The organism is Pseudoalteromonas prydzensis, assembly GCF_011050055.1.
Classification (GTDB): domain Bacteria; phylum Pseudomonadota; class Gammaproteobacteria; order Enterobacterales; family Alteromonadaceae; genus Pseudoalteromonas; species Pseudoalteromonas prydzensis_A.
In genome coordinates, this window is sequence record NZ_DRGM01000170.1 from 1 (window position 1) to 17082 (window position 17082).

A 17082-nucleotide genomic window follows, 5' to 3' on the forward strand; every position below is an offset into this window, starting at 1 on the left:
AACCCCAGGAATACCTTCTTCAGGGTGAATATCGATAGGCATACCACGGCCATCATCACTGACTTCAAGTGAGTTATCTTCATATAAAATAACATCAATTTTTGTGGCATGGCCGCCCTGGTATGTACACCGACACCACCCGTCCTAATCACTTAGGGCAAGAGGTTATTGATAACAGTGTCGATGAAGCCATGGCCGGCCATGCCACAAAAATTGATGTTATTTTATATGAAGATAACTCACTTGAAGTCAGTGATGATGGCCGTGGTATGCCTATCGATATTCACCCTGAAGAAGGTATTCCTGGGGTTGAGCTAATTTTCACTAAACTGCATGCGGGTGGTAAGTTCTCAAATAAAAATTACCAGTTTTCTGGTGGTTTACACGGGGTAGGTATCTCCGTGGTCAATGCATTATCCACTCGGGTTGAAGTTGTTGTACGTCGTGACGCACAGCAATATATGATGGCATTTGAAAATGGCGATAAAGTTGAAGACTTAAATGTTATTGGTACAGTCGGTAAACGCAATACCGGCACAACCGTACGTTTTTGGCCGGATGTAAGCTACTTTGATTCAGCTAATTTCTCGTTGACTAAATTACATCATTTATTAAAAGCTAAAGCCGTACTTTGCCCAGGTTTACGTATTAAGTTTACCAACAAGCAAACCAAAGAAACCCAAGAATGGTATTACGAAACTGGCTTAAAAGATTACTTAAACGAGGCCGTTAAAGGATACGAAGTCTTACCACAAGACCCATTCACCGGTGAATTTTCAAGTTCAACCGAAGGCGCTGACTGGGCTGTTGTGTGGTTGCCTGAAGGCGGTGAATCAATCGCTGAAAGTTATGTTAACTTAATACCTACAGCGCAAGGTGGTACCCATGTAAATGGTCTGCGCCAAGGTTTACTCGAAGCAATGCGTGAGTTTTGCGAATTTCGTAACTTACTGCCGCGTGGCGTTAAGCTCACCCCAGATGATATTTGGGAGCGCTGCAGCTATGTTTTATCAGTTAAAATGCAAGATCCACAATTTGCTGGGCAAACCAAAGAAAAACTCTCATCACGCTCGTGTTCGGCATTTGTATCTGGGGTTGTTAAAGATTCATTTAGCTTATGGCTGAACGAGCATACTGACACCGCTGAGCTACTCTCTGAGTTGTGTATTTCGAATGCCCAAAAACGTTTACGTGCGGCGAAAAAGGTGGTGCGTAAGCGAGTCACCGCAGGCCCCGCGTTACCAGGCAAGCTGACTGATTGTAGTGCCGCTGATAATGACCGTACAGAGCTGTTTTTAGTGGAAGGTGACTCAGCGGGTGGCTCAGCTAAACAAGCGCGTGACCGTGAGTTTCAGGCGATCATGCCGCTACGTGGTAAAATTTTGAATACCTGGGAAGTTGAATCAGGGCAAATATTGGCATCACAAGAAGTACATGATATTTCAGTGGCACTGGGAATAGATCCTGATTCAGATGATATTTCTTCTTTACGTTATAATAAAATTTGTATTTTAGCGGATGCTGATTCCGACGGGCTGCATATTGCAACTTTATTATGTGCGCTGTTTGTACGTCATTTTCCAACCTTAGTAAAAACCGGGCATGTGTATGTTGCTATGCCACCCTTGTTTAGAATCGATATTGGTAAAGACGTTTATTATGCACTGGATGAAGATGAAAAATCAGGCATTTTAGCGCGCATCGAAGCAGAGAAAAAACGTGGCAAAGTGAATGTACAGCGCTTCAAAGGCTTGGGGGAAATGAACCCATTGCAATTGCGCGAAACAACTATGGACCCAAATACGCGTCGCTTAGTACAGTTAACATTGGAAGATGAAGTTGAAACCATGGAAATGATGGATATGTTGCTGGCGAAAAAGCGCTCATCAGATCGTCGTCAATGGTTAGAAGATCATGGAAATCGTGCTCAAGTGTAATTAAGCCAAGGTGTAAATATGTAACTAAAACAGGAAGTTGTTTTAACTATTTACACTTACTTAACGACGTAGTGAATGGTAAGCAAAGGCATTTGGCCCACAAAGTAGCAAATGAAAACTTACTGTACTACGGTTATACACTTGGCTGAAGCGTATCTGTTTGCACAAGATATAACGCAAGCGAGTCATTATCTTTCACTCAGTAACCAGTATTTCGATAAGCTTGAAAAGCAATTGCTTAAAAAGATAAAGCGCTTAACGAATTCGCCTTACAAGAAATTAAACAACAGTAGGCATTAAAAAAATATCATTATGTTCAGTGTGTTATTTTTACTGTTTTCGTGGCGACAATATTGCTTACAACACAAGTTTTGCTGTTGCGTAAAAATAGCGCAGTTAAACTCATGTAAAGACTTATTAAAAAACCCAGATAAAGCGTTCTTTGCAGCAAAAGAGCGTGGCCGAAATAAGGTAGCAACAGATGAATAAATTACTAATATCTCTACTCGCGGTAGGATTGCTAAGTACTCCCTTAGCAGCAACAGAAATCATCCAAGAACTCAGTGTTCCTACTGGTTTTACAATAAATATATTTGCCAGTGATGTGGAAAATGCCCGACAACTAGCTGTATCGAAAAAAGGCATTGTTTATGTTGGCTCGCGTAAAGCGGGCAATGTATATGCGTTAATTGATCACAATAGTGATGGCATTGCAGATAAACAAATACTCGTCGCCAGCGGTTTAACTATGCCATCGGGTTTAGCGATTAAAGATGGTGATTTATATGTAGGTGAAGTACATCGTATTATTCGTTTTAAAAACATTGATACGCAACTAAAAGCACCAAAATATGAAGTGGTTTACGATGCGTTACCAACCGAGCGCCACCATGGTTGGAAGTTTTTGCGTTTTTCACCCACTGGTGAGTTGATCATCCCTGTGGGTGTACCTTGTAATATTTGCGGCGAAGATGAACGCTTCGGCCGTATTTTTTCATTGGATGTAAATACCAAACAAATGACTACGTTAGCACAAGGGGTGCGTAACTCTGTGGGGTTTGATTTTCACCCAAGTACGCAGGTTATGTGGTTTAGCGATAATGGCCGAGACATGATGGGTGATGATTTACCCCCTGATGAGTTAAACCGTTTAACTGTCGAAGGCGAGCATTTTGGTTTCCCATATGTACATGCTGGTGCCATTTTAGACCCTGAATTTGGTAAAGGTAAAAACATTGCTGATTACAGTGCCCCTGCTTTGGCATTAGGCGCACATGTAGCAGCTCTTGGTATTCACTTTTATAACGGTAAGCAATTTCCGGCTAATTATAAACAGCAGCTTTTTGTTGCCGAACACGGTTCGTGGAACCGCAGTAAAAAATCTGGATATAAAGTGGCAGTTGCCACCATTGAGCAAGGACGTGTGATAAAATACACGCCGTTTATTACGGGCTTTATGAAAAACGAAGAAACATTGGGTCGTCCGGTTGCTTTTGCAGAACTTGCCGATGGCAGCTTATTGATCTCCGATGATTATGCCAATGTGATCTACCGTGTAAGCTATAAAAAAAATTAGGTAGGCTTTGATGAGTGATACAGATACCTTGCTAATGCAAGGAATTGAGCAACAAACAATGGGGCGTTTTACTGAAGACGCCTATTTGAATTATTCCATGTATGTGATCATGGATAGGGCATTGCCACATATTGGCGATGGTCTAAAACCAGTACAACGTCGTATTATTTATGCTATGAGCGAACTGGGTTTATCGGCAACGGCGAAATATAAAAAGTCGGCTCGTACTGTCGGTGATGTACTCGGTAAGTATCACCCACACGGTGATAGCGCCTGTTATGAAGCGATGGTGTTAATGGCGCAACCGTTTTCTTATCGTTATCCATTGGTTGATGGGCAAGGAAACTGGGGTGCTGCCGATGATCCTAAGTCATTTGCGGCAATGCGTTATACCGAAGCGCGCTTATCTAAGTTCTCTGAAGTACTGTTAAAAGAACTTGGCCAAGGGACCGTTGATTGGACGCCAAATTTTGATGGCACCATGGACGAACCGCAAGTACTACCTTCACGTTTACCGCATATTTTACTCAATGGCATTACGGGTATTGCCGTAGGTATGGCAACGGATATTCCACCCCATAACGTGCGTGAAGTAGCCGCTGCCTGTTGCCTATTACTTGATAATCCTAAAGCTGAACTAGATCAATTGCTTGAGCATGTGCAAGCGCCTGATTACCCAACTGAAGCGGAAATCATTACTTCAAAAGCTGACATTCGTAAAATTTATCAAACCGGTCGTGGTTCGATAAAAATGCGCGCTATTTATACTGAAGAACACGGTGATATTGTTATCACTGCACTGCCTCATCAATGTTCTGGTGGTAAAGTGTTGGAACAAATTGCGGCGCAAATGAATGCTAAAAAGCTGCCCATGGTCGCTGATCTGCGTGATGAATCAGACCACGAAAATCCAACCCGCATAGTGATTATTCCTCGTTCTAATCGCATTAAAGTGGAGCCGCTAATGGCCCATTTATTTGCCACTACAGACTTGGAAAAAAATTACCGCGTTAATATAAATATGCTGGGCCTTGATGGTCGTCCGCAGGTAAAAGATTTACGAACCATTTTAACTGAGTGGCTGGTGTTTCGCCGTGAAACAGTACGTCGTCGCCTGCAATATCGTTTAGATAAAGTATTGGCTCGTTTACATATTTTAGAAGGTTTACTGGCAGCCTTTTTAAATATTGATGAAGTTATTGAGATTATTCGTAGCGAAGACAAGCCAAAGCCAGTGCTAATGGAGCGCTTTGGTATTACAGATATCCAAGCCGAAGCAATCCTTGAATTAAAACTACGTCATTTAGCCAAACTTGAAGAGTTTAAAATTCGTGGTGAGCAAGATGAGCTTGCCAAAGAACGCGATAAATTACAGCTGATCTTAGGCTCTGAACGTCGTATGTCGACGTTACTGAAAAAAGAGATTCAAGAAGCAGCAGAGCTGTATGGTGATGATCGCCGTTCACCGATTGTCGAACGTCTTGAAGCTAAAGCATTAAGCGAAAAAGATTTAATACCATCAGAATCGGTAACTGTGGTGCTATCTGAAAAAGGTTGGGCGCGGGTAGGTAAAGGCCATGATTTAGATGTAACAGGGCTAAGCTACCGTGCTGGTGATGAATATAAAGCGTCAGCCCGTGGTAAGAGTAATCAACCCACCGTATTTTTAGACTCAGCAGGACGTGCATTTGCCACTGATGCCCATAGTTTGCCGTCGGCGCGAAGCCAAGGCGAACCAATGACAGGGCGTTTCAACCTTACTGCTGGTGCTAATTTTGAGCATGTAGTGATGGCTGAAGATAAGCAAGTGCTCTTGATGGCATCGGATGCGGGTTATGGTTTTATTACTGATTTTGTTGATTTAGTCAGCAAAAACAAAAATGGTAAAGCGCTAGTGAGCGTACCTAAAGGTGGCCAGTTATTAGCGCCTATTAGGGTTAATGATGTTGCTAACGATTACTGTATGGCGATCTCGAATGAAGGGCGGATGCTGTTATTTCCATTACGTGACTTACCTAAACTTGGTAAAGGTAAGGGGAATAAGATTATCTCGATCCCAAGTGCTAAAGTACAAGCGCGTGAAGAGTTTGTAAAAGTGCTTGCGGTAGTGCCTGAAGGCACCAGTGTGACCTTGCATGCAGGTAAACGTAAACTGACTCTTAAACCCAGTGATTTAGAGCACTATCATGGTGAACGAGGCCGTCGCGGTAACAAACTACCACGCGGTTTACAGCGAGTTGATGAAGCCGTTGTCGAGCTAACCGTCAGTGATGATGATATTGAGCCAACAGAAACAGACTAACAATTTAAATTATCGTTACTAAATTAAACGGCCTGCTTTTGCAGGCCGTTTGTTTTTAAAAAAGAAATCAATTTAAGCTTACAAGTGTGCGCTAAACTCTCGTTTAGCAACTAAAATAACGCTATAATGCCGACGTTATTATTTTTGGAGTGTTTTTTTTGTTAGCTATTATTCGTATTTTGATCATGGCATTGTTTATTTTATTCAGTTGTATCATTGGCTTATTACTTTGTATTGTAAAACCTTTTCATAAAAATAATGTGCATATTATTGCTAGTTGGTTTGGCACTATGGCAAAAATGCTCGGTGCAAAATTGGTGATCACCCACCACTCAGAGGCGGCTCATTGTGGTCCTGCGGTGTATGTTGCAAACCATCAGAATAATTACGATATCTTTACTTTAGCAGCGGCAGTACCAGAAAACTGCGTAAGTTTAGGAAAAAAGAGCCTAAAGTGGATCCCATTTTTTGGCCAGCTATATTGGCTATCGGGGAATATTTTGATTGACCGTGGAAATCGTTCGAAAGCGGCGGGCACAATTTCTAAATCAGCGGATAAAATAAAGCAAAAAGGCCTGTCGGTGTGGATGTTTCCTGAGGGAACTCGTAGTTATGGGCGTGGCTTGTTGCCATTTAAAACCGGTGCTTTTCATACTGCATTAAATGCGGATGTGCCAGTAGTGCCAGTTTGTATGAGCAGCACACATAAAACCATTAAACTAAATCGTTGGGACAATGGTACAATCTACATAGACATATTAGCACCGCAGCCGCTTGATAAAACAGTAGGGGCACGTGAACACGCAACGCGTATTCATAGCATAATGGCTGCTAGAATAACTGAATTAGATGCTCAAGTGAGAGAAAAGTAATGGAAAATTGGCGTGAAATTAGTGAAGACATAGTAACTTCGTTATTAGAAGATGGCTCTGATCCTGAGATCTTATACGAAGTCGAACACCACTTTGTTTGCGAAGACTTTGTTAAGCTCGAGCAAGCTGCATTGGCTGCGTTTAAACTTGGTTATGACGTTGAAGAGCCTGCAGAGCTTGAGCTTGAGGATGGTAGTAAGATTTGGGGCTTTGATATAGTTGTTGAAGCTGAGCTTGATGTTGACGTAATAATGGAAGACGTTGATAAACTAGCGCAACTTGCGATCGACACCGACGTAGAGTACGACGGCTGGGGCACTTACTTCCAAGAGTAATGTGTTAGCTACTAGGTCCTAGCCGCTAGGACCTAGATCTACTCGCCAACTCGCCATTTCCTAGTGCTTATTTCGTATTCGTTACTTTTGTTATAGACATTTGTAGTGGATCGTTGATAATCAGTAACTATTATTGTTTGAAATGAATTAATCACTTTATATGCTTATTACCCTGCCAATTTCTGAACTCGTACCAGGAATGTTTGTTGATAGTGTTAGCAAGCAATTTGAGGGTGTTGATAGTATAAAAATCAAAACTCGTGGTTTAGTTCGCGATAAATCGATTATCAAACGCTTAATGTCCGAAGGGGTGCAAGAGCTGCTGATAGATTTTACCCAAAGTGATGTCAGTGTTCCTACCAAATATCAGCTTAAACCTGATGCTGAGCTTGTTACTAAAGCAGACATTAAGCCAAAAAAAGCAAAAATAAAAAAAATTATCTCAGTTGAGCAAGAGTTTGCTAAAGCGACCGTCAGCTATGATCAACATAATCGCAATTTACAAAGCTTATATGGTGATGTTACTTCAGGTTTAAAAATGAATATCGCATTGCTTGATGATATTGCCAAAGATATCGTGTCTTCGGTATTTCGTAACCATAACGCAATGACTATTTTGACCCGTCTTAAAGATAAGCATATGTACAATTGGCGACATATGACCAACTGCGCCATTTTTGTTACTGTGTTTGCTAAGTATTTAGGTTATAAAGAAAATATTGTGCATGAGCTTGCCATGGGAGCATTGCTGCATGATTTAGGTCAAGCTAAATTACCACAAGGGATTTTTTCCAAGCCTGAAAAGGTGAATAAGCTTGAGATGCAAGCGATTAAAAAACATGTTGCGCAAAGCTTAGGATTAGTAAAAGGCGAGAAGGGTATTACCCCATTGATGCTTGATATGATAGTCAATCACCATGAGCGTCTTGATGGCAGTGGTTATCCGCGTGGTTTGCAGGGAGAAAAACTCAGTCGACCTGCGCGTATTATGGCCATTGTTGATGTGTATGACGCGATGACTGCGGACAGACCTCACCAATTAGGTGATGAGCCAATTAATGCATTACGTTATTTATTGGCGAATAAACAGATGTTTGATAGTGAGTTGGTACAGCGTTTCATCAAATGCTTAGGTGTGCACCCTGTGGGCACCATTGTGAAACTAACCAATGAACGGTTGGCGTTAGTGACAGAGGGCAATCATCAGAATCCCATTCAACCGAAAGTAAAAGTTTTTTATAATGCCAAGCATAAACATCACGTTACTGCTAAAGACGTTGATTTAACCTCAGTTGAGCATGATTTAAAAATAGTGGCCAGTATAAAACCTTTAGATTATCAGCTTAATTTGGCTCGTTTGTTAAAAGAGCATCTGCTGGTTTAGCTTGTGCTTTGGTTATTGCTTTAGTACAGCGCTTTTTAGCTGAGTGTTTCGCAGAAAGTAATGCACCGCTAAAGCAACTGGTCATTAATATCATCCACAATAAAGTACCATTTTCTGTATGTAACGCACCGCAACAACATAATAATGCCGCCAAAGCACAGACAATCGCGCCTAACCAATAATGGTTAACAGGGTTATCGCATGCACCAGCTCTGGTACAGGCACAAAAATTAGCTTTGCAAAAGCAATACACACTTACGCCACAAAAAGCTAGTGCAGCAATAATTAGCCCTATTTCCACAGCTTCACTCCCTTTACTGAATCTTGCTGAATAGTCTAATTAGCCTTTAGAATCAAGTCAACCTAAATGATAATTAATTGCAATTGAGTGAGTGTTGCATCTTGTCCGATGTGTTTTAAAAAGGTGTTACTTTGCTGTTAAAAACTTGTTTAAGTGGTGGTTTTTAACGAATTGTTACAGTTTTTTATTAAAAAATAAGGTAATGTGCTAAGGTTTTGAAGTAACTTACTCCTAATAATTAGAGACAACACATGGGAACCCAAGCGCTTAGTTTGGTTAAGGTAACATAATGAAATTTACAAAAACTTTAATTGCAGCATCACTTGCTGTTATGTCTGCAGATACGTTTGCAGCGGCTTTTCAGCTAGCAGAGCAAAATGCCTCTGGCTTAGGACGTGCGTATGCAGGTGAAGCGGCGGTAGCTGATGATGCATCAGTGGTTGCACGTAACCCAGCTCTTATGTCGCTATTTAAAGAGCAACAGTTGAGTGTTGCTGGTATTGCAGTTGTTCCAGATGTCAGCCTTCGTGGCACTGAAGCTAGTAATCAATCAGTTAACCCTGGCCAACTAAATGATAGCAGTATTGCGCCAGCCGCTTTTGTTCCTGCCGGTTATTTTGTCATGCCTATCGATGATAAGTTTGCTGTCGGTTTTGGTGCGTTTTCAAACTTTGGTTTAGCAACTGAATTTGATGAAGATTACCCAGCAGGCCAGCTTGCTGGTGAAACAGAGATCGTCACTGTAAATATGAACGTTAGTGGTTCATATAAAATCAATGAGCAATTTAGTGTCGGCCTTGGTTTAAATTATATTTATGCGGATGCGAAAATCATTCGTAATTTTGGTGCGAATCCACTTGGCTTACCAGCACAAACTCAAGCTGTGCATTTAGAAGGTGATGACTACGGATTTGGTTGGAACCTAGGTGCAATGTACCAAATTGATGAAAATAGTCGTTTTGGTTTTAACTATCGCAGTGAAACAGACATCACCTTTGATGGCGAATATTCTAATCAGTTACCTGCGCAGATTGGCGGTTTAGCTGGCGTAAGTGTACCTGGTAGCGTTGAAATTACGCTCCCTGCGATTGCGGAGTTTTCTGGTTCACACCAACTGGATGATAAAACAGGCTTACACTACAGTGTAATGTGGACTGGTTGGGATAGCTTTGACAAACTTGAAGCGCATGTTGCGGGTAGTGATACACCTGTATTCTCAAAAGATGAGAACTTCTCAAACTCAATGCGTTATTCAATTGGTGGTGACTACCAGTTTAATGATGCTGTGTTATTGCGTGCTGGTATTGCTTATGATGAATCACCAGCTGATCAAAAACACCTGTCGATTTCTATCCCAGATACTGACCGTTTTTGGTACTCGTTTGGGGTTAACTACACCATGAGTGAGCAAGCTAATTTAGATATTGGTATGAGTATTTTACGTGGTAAGACGCAAAACTTTACTGAATCTGATGGCTTAGGTCAGCAATGGGGCTTTGAATCAAAAGGCCATGCATACTTATTTGGCGCGCAGTATAACTACACGTTTTAATATCTGACTAGAACCTAGAACCTAGAACCTAGAACCTAGAACCTAGAACCTAGAACCTAGAACCTAGAACCTAGAACCTAGAACCTAGAACACAAAAAAGCCGCGTTACTGTATAGTAACGCGGCTTTTTAAATGCTTTGCACAAGTATTATAGACTTTCGATCTTGGCTTTTTGCTCAAGCAGTTTTGTTCTTGCGTCTGAGAACTCGGCAAGCTTCTCATGCTCTTTAGCAAGTACGGCTTCAGGTGCGTTATTTACAAACTTTTCGTTAGCCAGTTTGTTTTGCACTTGCGCTAGGCCTTTCTCGGCTTTTTCAAGCTGTTTGCCAATCCGTGCTAGTTCTGCATCAACATCAATTAGGCCGGCCATTGGGATCATGATCTCAAGGTTGCCAACATAGGACGTTGCACATGCCGGTGCGTCATCTTTGTTATCAAGCAGCGTAAATTCTTCAATTTTAGCCAGTGACGCTAAGAAAGATTTATTTTCTTCAATACGACGTACATCATCCGCAGATGCATTTGCCAGTAATACTGATAACGGTTTACTTGGGCTGATATCCATTTCACCACGAATATTACGAATCGCTAGAATGAATTGTTTAACCCACTCTAAATCGTCCATCGCTTTAGCGTCAACGTTAGCTTCATTGTAAGCTGGGAATGCTTGTACCATGATGCTGGTGTTCGTAGTTTCAAGCCCAGCTAGTGGCGCAACACGTTGCCAAATAGTTTCCGTGATGTATGGCATCATCGGGTGCATTAAGCGCAGTAGGCTCTCAAGTACTGTAATAAGCGTATGACGAGTACCACGTTGTTGTGCTTCATTGCCTTTGAATAATACCGGCTTAGTGAGCTCTAAGTACCAATCGCAGAATTGGTTCCAAGTGAATTCATAAAGCGCATTAGCTGCCAAGTCAAAACGGTAGTTATCTAAGTGCTCGGTATAAGCTTTAACTGTTGACTCAAATTGGCCTAAGATCCAACGATCAGCAAGTGAATACTCTTTGATAGCATCGTTTGCAAAGCCACAATCTTGTTCTTCGGTATTCATTAGTACGTAACGGCTGGCGTTCCATAACTTATTACAGAAGTTACGGTAACCTTCAAGGCGGTTCATATCCCAGTTGATGTCACGACCAGTCGACGCCATTGCCGCTAAAGTAAAGCGCAGTGCATCGGTACCGTGGGCTTCAATGCCGTTATCAAAGGTTTTACGAGTATCTTTTTCGATTTTCTTAGCGACTTTTTCTTGCATCAAATTGCTGGTGCGTTTGGTCACTAAGCTTTCAAGGTCGATACCGTCAATCATGTCGATTGGATCTAGGACGTTACCTTTTGATTTTGACATTTTATCGCCATTTTCATCGCGAATAAGACCCGTAACGTACACCGTTTTAAAGGGCACCTGTGGCTTGCCGTTGTCATCTTTGATGAAGTGCATGGTCATCATGATCATACGCGCCACCCAGAAGAAAATAATATCAAAACCAGTTACCAGCACGTCAGACGGGTGGAAGGTTTTTAAATCATCGGTGTTCGCAGGCCAACCTTGGGTTGAGAAAGTCCACAGTGCCGATGAGAACCAGGTATCAAGTACGTCTTCGTCTTGAGTCAGCACCACATCAGCGGCGATGTTGTTTTCGCTGCGAACTTCAGCTTCATCACGACCAACAAAAACGTTACCTTCACTGTCGTACCAAGCAGGAATGCGGTGACCCCACCACAACTGGCGCGAAATACACCAATCTTGTACGTCGTTCATCCACGAGAAATACATGTTCTCGTATTGCTTAGGTACAAATTGAATATCGCCATTTTTCACTGCGTCTTTTGCAGGCTCAGCCAGTGGTGCAACACGTACATACCATTGGTCGGTAAGCAGTGGTTCAATAACCACACCTGAGCGGTCGCCGTAAGGTACGGTTAAAGCGTGATCTTCGATCTTCTCAAGTAACCCAAGCTGTTCAAACTCAGCCACAATGACTTTACGAGCATCAAAGCGGTCAAGACCGTGTAAGCGCTCTGGAATTGGTGCATCAAACTCAAGCTCTTTACCGTCAAAGGTGTAGGTTTCGCCTTGACTTAGAATGGCCGCGTCTTTATCGAAGATGTTGATCATCGGCATTTGATGACGCTTACCGACTTCGTTATCGTTAAAGTCATGAGCAGGAGTGATTTTTACACAACCTGTGCCTTTGTCTTTATCGGCATGTTCATCAGCCACGATTTTAATCCGACGATTAACAATCGGTAATAAAATGTCTTTACCGATCAAGTCTTGATAACGCTCATCATCTGGGTTGACAGCAACCCCTGAATCGCCAAGCATAGTCTCTGGACGGGTGGTTGCCACGACAATGTAATCTTTACCGTCTTGGGTTTTAACACCATCAGCCAATGGGTAACGTAAGTTCCACATGTGGCCTTGTTTATCTTTGTTTTCAACTTCAAGATCAGAAATCGCGGTGTGTAATTTTGGATCCCAGTTTACTAGGCGCTTACCACGGTAAATCAAATCTTCTTTGTGTAAGCGTACAAATACTTCTTTAACGGCTTCTGATAAGCCGTCATCCATAGTGAAGCGTTCACGATCCCAATCAACCGATGCGCCAAGGCGACGAAGTTGTTTAGTGATAGTCCCGCCAGATTGCTCTTTCCACTGCCAAATCTTATCAATGAAGGCTTCACGACCTAAGTCATGACGTGTTTTGCCTTCTTCGGCAGCAAGTTTACGTTCAACCAGCATTTGTGTGGCGATACCTGCGTGGTCAGTACCTACTTGCCATAAGGTATTATTACCTTGCATACGTTTAAAGCGCGTTAAGGTATCCATAATGGTGTCTTGAAACGCGTGGCCCATGTGTAAGCTACCGGTGACATTGGGTGGCGGGATCATAATTGAATAGGCTGCGCCTTTACCTGATGGTTTAAAGTAGCCTTTTTGTTCCCAGTCTTGGTATAGCGACTGTTCAATATCTTGCGGATTGTAGGTTTTATCCATTACACAGAACCTTAAATAAGTACTTAAATGAGTTAGTTAGCTATTTATACAAAAGGTATGTTAGCTATTAATATCTTGCGTGGTGATGTTGGCACCGAGTTGGCGCAGCTTTTTAAAGCGCTCACGGGCGGCTTGTTTTGCTGTGGCTTCAACGGGCACAAAATCAAAAACTTGGTTAAAGCGACGAATAAAATCCGGGAGCTGTGTGGCCAAATTTATTAAAACTTTACGATTACCAACCGGTGGGGTAGTGCCAATTTCTACGGGCGCTCCGCCTTTTGGACCTTCACCTTGCAGGTTGTGAGGCACAAAACTGTCGGGGTCGAATGACCAAATAGTTTCATCAACGGCATGGGCAATTTCAATATCATCAACATAAATAAAGATGCGATGACCAAGGCGATATTGTTGCCCTGCGATATCTGCAGCTAAGCTAAAGAGAACATCTGCCTGAGCAGTTGATTCATCTTGTTGCTTTAGAACGAAAAATTGGGCGTTCATGCTCATTGTATCGGGGCTTCCCACAGTATTGAAAATAATACTTAAATCAAAGCAGGGATTTTGCCATATAACGCGTTTTGCTTCAATTAATACACCGATAAATGAAGAATAAATAAGGCGCCAGAGGGCGCCTTATAATGAGTTGCATAGATTGCTAAACGCGATGTTTAATCTTGGCTGGTTTCGCTTACGCCAGCACGGTTTAGTAAATATTGTGTAAGCATTGGCACAGGACGACCTGTTGCGCCTTTATTTTTACCGCTGCGCCACGCAGTACCTGCGATATCTAAATGCGCCCAATTATATTTTTTAGTGAACTTAGATAGGAAGCACGCAGCGGTGATTGTGCCCGCAGCACGACCGCCTAAGTTAGTAAAATCAGCAAATGGGCTTTCCAGTTGGTCTTGGTAATCATCCCAAAGTGGTAATTGCCATGCACGGTCGCCACTTTGCTCTGATGCTTTTAATAAGTCATGTGCAAGCGGATTATGGTTGGATAATAAACCGGTTGCATGAGCACCAAGGGCAACAATACAGGCACCGGTTAAGGTGGCTACGTCAATCACGGTTTCAGGTTCAAAACGTTCAACATAGGTCAGTGCATCACATAATACTAAGCGGCCTTCGGCATCAGTATTAAGCACTTCCACAGTTTGCCCTGACATGGTGGTTAAAATATCACCTGGGCGATAAGCATTTGAGCTTGGCATGTTTTCACAGCCTGCCAGTACGCCAATTACGTTAATGGGTAATTGCATTTGCGCAAGCGCACGCATTGCGCCAATAACACCAGCAGCACCACCCATGTCGTACTTCATTTCGTCCATGGCTTCGCCAGGTTTTAGTGAAATACCCCCTGAGTCAAAGGTTAAGCCTTTACCAACCAGTACGATTGGGGCTTGATCTTTCGCGCCACCTTGGTAGTTAATGACCGACATAACCGATTCGTTATCACTACCACGGCCCACCGCCAAGTATGAATTCATACCCAGCTCTGCCATTTTCTCTTCGCCGATAATGTCAACCGTGATGTTATCAAAGTTAGCTGCAAGTTCTTGTGCTTGTTCACCTAAATACGCTGGGTTACAGATATTTGGTGGCATGTTCGCTACGTCTTTACATAACTTACTACCCGCAGCGATGGCTAAACCATGTTCAATGGCGCTTTCGCCAATCGTCAATTCGCGGCGAGTGGGTACATTAAACACGATTTTACGCAGTGGGCGACGCGGGTCGCTTTTTTTACTTTTTAATTGATTAAAGGTATATAAGCAATCTTGGGTGGTTTCGACTGCTTGGCGTACCTTCCAATATGTGTCGCGGCTTTTAACATGTTGCTCGGTTAAAAAACAGACCGCTTCCATCGATCCCGTTTCGTTAAGGGTATTAATGGTTTTTGAAATAATTTGTTTGTACTGTTTATCATCAAGCTCGCGCTCTTTACCACAACCAACCAGTAATATGCGTTCACTTAGCACATTCGGTACATGATGTAATAACAGTACTTGCCCTGGCTTACCTTCAAGGTCACCACGGCGTAATAAATTAGAGATATAACCATCACTGATTTTATCGAGTTGTTCTCCAATGGGGGATAAACGACGTGGCTCATAAACGCCAACTACAATACATGCGCTACGTTGCTTTTCAGGACTACCACTTTTTACGCTAAATTCCATTGTCACTCCTAATTTTGAGTCATTTACCCTTTAAATAAGGGCAATATAATAAAAATCCAGTTACTTACTTTAATATTAGCTTATAAACGCTGACTCATTATGTGTATTTGAACTTTATACTTTTGTAGCCATCAATACCACTAATGCGACAATATATCGAGTTGCTAGGTAGGATATTTAATGTTGATGACATATAATAAAACCTTAAGTTTACTCAAATTTTCTTACTCTTGAAGTGAAACATTATGTTTAACAGGGGCGATCATTGCTAATTTTCCGTTATTTGACCACTGAAGTTTTAAAGTCTCAGGTCGCCGTATTTTTAACTTTGATGACAATTTTTTTGTCACAAAAGTTTGTGGTTATTTTAAGCGACGCCTCTGAAGGCGGCCTTCCAGCCAAGTTAGTGCTGTCGATGATTGCACTAAAGTTACCGCAATTGGCTTCACTCATTTTACCGCTTAGTATCTTTTTAGGCATCATTCTCGCCTATAGTCGCATTTATGCCGACAGTGAAATGACCGTTCTCAAAGCCTGTGGGGTGAGTGAATGGTACGTAGTGCGTGTAACCTTAGTTTCTAGTGTGGTATTGGCGCTATTGGCAGGAGTACTGACTTTATATATAGCCCCATGGGCCAGTGAGCAAGAATATCAACTGAAAGAGCAGGCTAAAGCTGATGCTGGGTTATCAGCACTGCGGGCTGGGCGATTCCAGCAGACCGGTAACGAAAAAGCCGTGGTGTTTATTCATAACATTGAAAACGGCGGTAAAGAGTTAAATAAGGTATTTGTAGCACAACTACCTGATAGCGAAAAAGATAACCTTGCACGGTTAGTGTATGCCGAGCGTGGAGTAGTGGTTGAACAGGAAAATGGCGAGCAACAATTAATACTCAGTGATGGTAAGCGCTACGAAACCGATGGTGAAACAGCTGCGCTTAATTTAACTGAGTTTGACGGCTACAGCGTACAAATACGTGAACAAGAGATTGAACATCAGCGGCGTAAACTTGAAGCCGTACCAACCATAGACTTACTTAGCATGATGGGCTCAGAAGCTGTTGCACAATGGCAGTGGCGTATTGCTATCCCACTTTCGATCCCCTTGCTGACTTTACTTGCGGTACCGCTAAGTGTGGTTAATCCTCGCCAAGGTAAATTTGCCAAGTTAGTTCCCGCGATCAGCCTATATTTAGGTTATTTTATCTTACTTAATGCAGCAAAATTTGCTGTTGAAGATGGCAAGATCCCGCCGTCGATTGGCTTATGGTGGATCCACTTTACAGCACTATTTATAGGAGGTTTTTTGATTATCAAAGGACGGCCACTCGGTGCTTGGCTTAAAGCTGTCATCACCAAGCGGGAGTTAGGCGCATGATGAAAATGCTTGATTGGTACTTAGGCCGTAGTATTTTGCAAACCACGGGTTTTGCGCTGATGGTATTGGTGGGGATAAGCACCTTAATTAAATTTATTGAGCAGCTTAAATCAGTTGGTCGGGGTAGTTACGATATCGCAACCGCGTTACTTTATACCTTGTATAGCATGCCAGGTGACTTAGTGGTGTTTTTCCCCATGGCTGCACTCATCGGCGGTTTAACTGGCTTGGGAGCGCTTGCCTCAAACAGTGAGTTGGTGG

The 17082-nt window shown here is 42.4% G+C and carries 12 protein-coding genes and 1 pseudogene; 9 read left to right on the forward strand and 4 right to left on the reverse strand.

Annotated elements, in window-relative coordinates; all coding sequences use genetic code 11:
- Positions 1 to 113 precede the first annotated feature (113 nt).
- From parE to ENH88_RS16650, 6 genes and pseudogenes are all read left to right on the forward strand, one after another.
- A pseudogene (gene parE / locus ENH88_RS16625) lies at positions 114 to 1937 on the forward strand (DNA topoisomerase IV subunit B); the annotation flags it as partial.
- A 481-nt stretch (positions 1938 to 2418) separates the two neighbouring features.
- Complete coding sequence (locus ENH88_RS16630; protein ID WP_304183910.1) at positions 2419 to 3513, forward strand: PQQ-dependent sugar dehydrogenase; 1095 nt, start codon at positions 2419 to 2421, stop codon at positions 3511 to 3513.
- Between the two features lie 10 nt (positions 3514 to 3523).
- Positions 3524 to 5815, forward strand: a complete 2292-nt coding sequence (gene parC / locus ENH88_RS16635; RefSeq protein ID WP_304183912.1) for a DNA topoisomerase IV subunit A — start codon at positions 3524 to 3526, stop codon at positions 5813 to 5815.
- Between the two features lie 158 nt (positions 5816 to 5973).
- On the forward strand, positions 5974 to 6687 hold the full coding sequence (locus ENH88_RS16640; RefSeq protein WP_304183915.1) for a 1-acylglycerol-3-phosphate O-acyltransferase: 714 nt from the start codon (positions 5974 to 5976) through the stop codon (positions 6685 to 6687).
- Entirely contained in the window at positions 6687 to 7022 is a 336-nt protein-coding gene (rraB, locus tag ENH88_RS16645) for a ribonuclease E inhibitor RraB (protein WP_064667208.1), read from the forward strand. The genes ENH88_RS16640 and rraB overlap by 1 nt, the downstream gene beginning before the upstream one ends.
- 160 nt (positions 7023 to 7182) lie before the next feature.
- Positions 7183 to 8406, forward strand: coding sequence for an HD-GYP domain-containing protein (locus ENH88_RS16650; protein ID WP_304183917.1), 1224 nt, complete (start codon positions 7183 to 7185; stop codon positions 8404 to 8406).
- Here ENH88_RS16650 and ENH88_RS16655 read toward each other — a convergent pair.
- Complete coding sequence (locus tag ENH88_RS16655) at positions 8366 to 8707, reverse strand: hypothetical protein (protein ID WP_304183921.1); 342 nt, start codon at positions 8705 to 8707, stop codon at positions 8366 to 8368. The two genes, ENH88_RS16650 and ENH88_RS16655, sit on opposite strands and share 41 nt — an antisense overlap.
- Positions 8708 to 8996: 289 nt before the next feature.
- Between ENH88_RS16655 and ENH88_RS16660 the strand changes: the two genes are divergently transcribed.
- Positions 8997 to 10259: an outer membrane protein transport protein gene (locus tag ENH88_RS16660; protein WP_304183923.1), complete on the forward strand. Its 1263-nt coding sequence runs from the start codon at positions 8997 to 8999 to the stop codon at positions 10257 to 10259.
- Between the two features lie 148 nt (positions 10260 to 10407).
- Here the strand turns inward: ENH88_RS16660 and ENH88_RS16665 are convergent, their stop codons facing one another.
- From ENH88_RS16665 to pepA, 3 genes are all read right to left on the reverse strand, one after another.
- The gene (locus ENH88_RS16665; RefSeq protein WP_304183925.1) at positions 10408 to 13263 is read right to left on the reverse strand and encodes a valine--tRNA ligase; all 2856 of its coding nucleotides are present in this window, start codon (positions 13261 to 13263) and stop codon (positions 10408 to 10410) included.
- A gap of 60 nt (positions 13264 to 13323) precedes the next feature.
- On the reverse strand, positions 13324 to 13770 hold the full coding sequence (locus ENH88_RS16670) for a DNA polymerase III subunit chi (RefSeq protein WP_192542918.1): 447 nt from the start codon (positions 13768 to 13770) through the stop codon (positions 13324 to 13326).
- A 161-nt stretch (positions 13771 to 13931) separates the two neighbouring features.
- A complete protein-coding gene (gene pepA / locus ENH88_RS16675) occupies positions 13932 to 15443 on the reverse strand; it encodes a leucyl aminopeptidase (RefSeq protein ID WP_304183927.1) in 1512 nt (503 codons plus the stop codon).
- A gap of 265 nt (positions 15444 to 15708) precedes the next feature.
- On the opposite strand from pepA, the gene lptF reads away from it, so the two are divergent.
- Together lptF and ENH88_RS16685 are read left to right on the forward strand one after the other, a co-directional pair.
- Positions 15709 to 16821, forward strand: coding sequence for an LPS export ABC transporter permease LptF (lptF, locus tag ENH88_RS16680; RefSeq protein WP_304183929.1), 1113 nt, complete (start codon positions 15709 to 15711; stop codon positions 16819 to 16821).
- The coding region (locus ENH88_RS16685; RefSeq protein WP_304183931.1) for an LptF/LptG family permease at positions 16818 to 17082 on the forward strand (265 nt) is incomplete at its 3' end. The genes lptF and ENH88_RS16685, both read left to right, overlap by 4 nt.

What these genes read in the sequence shown, in the direction of transcription:
- ENH88_RS16630 (WP_304183910.1), top strand. Translation starts at nt 2,419, where the DNA reads ATGAATAAATTACTAATATCTCTACTCGCGGTAGGATTGCTAAGTACT.
- parC (WP_304183912.1), top strand. Translation starts at nt 3,524, where the DNA reads ATGAGTGATACAGATACCTTGCTAATGCAAGGAATTGAGCAACAAACA.
- rraB (WP_064667208.1), top strand. Translation starts at nt 6,687, where the DNA reads ATGGAAAATTGGCGTGAAATTAGTGAAGACATAGTAACTTCGTTATTA.
- ENH88_RS16650 (WP_304183917.1), top strand. Translation starts at nt 7,183, where the DNA reads ATGCTTATTACCCTGCCAATTTCTGAACTCGTACCAGGAATGTTTGTT.
- ENH88_RS16660 (WP_304183923.1), top strand. Translation starts at nt 8,997, where the DNA reads ATGAAATTTACAAAAACTTTAATTGCAGCATCACTTGCTGTTATGTCT.
- ENH88_RS16665 (WP_304183925.1), bottom strand. Translation starts at nt 13,263, where the DNA reads ATGGATAAAACCTACAATCCGCAAGATATTGAACAGTCGCTATACCAA.
- ENH88_RS16670 (WP_192542918.1), bottom strand. Translation starts at nt 13,770, where the DNA reads ATGAGCATGAACGCCCAATTTTTCGTTCTAAAGCAACAAGATGAATCA.
- pepA (WP_304183927.1), bottom strand. Translation starts at nt 15,443, where the DNA reads ATGGAATTTAGCGTAAAAAGTGGTAGTCCTGAAAAGCAACGTAGCGCA.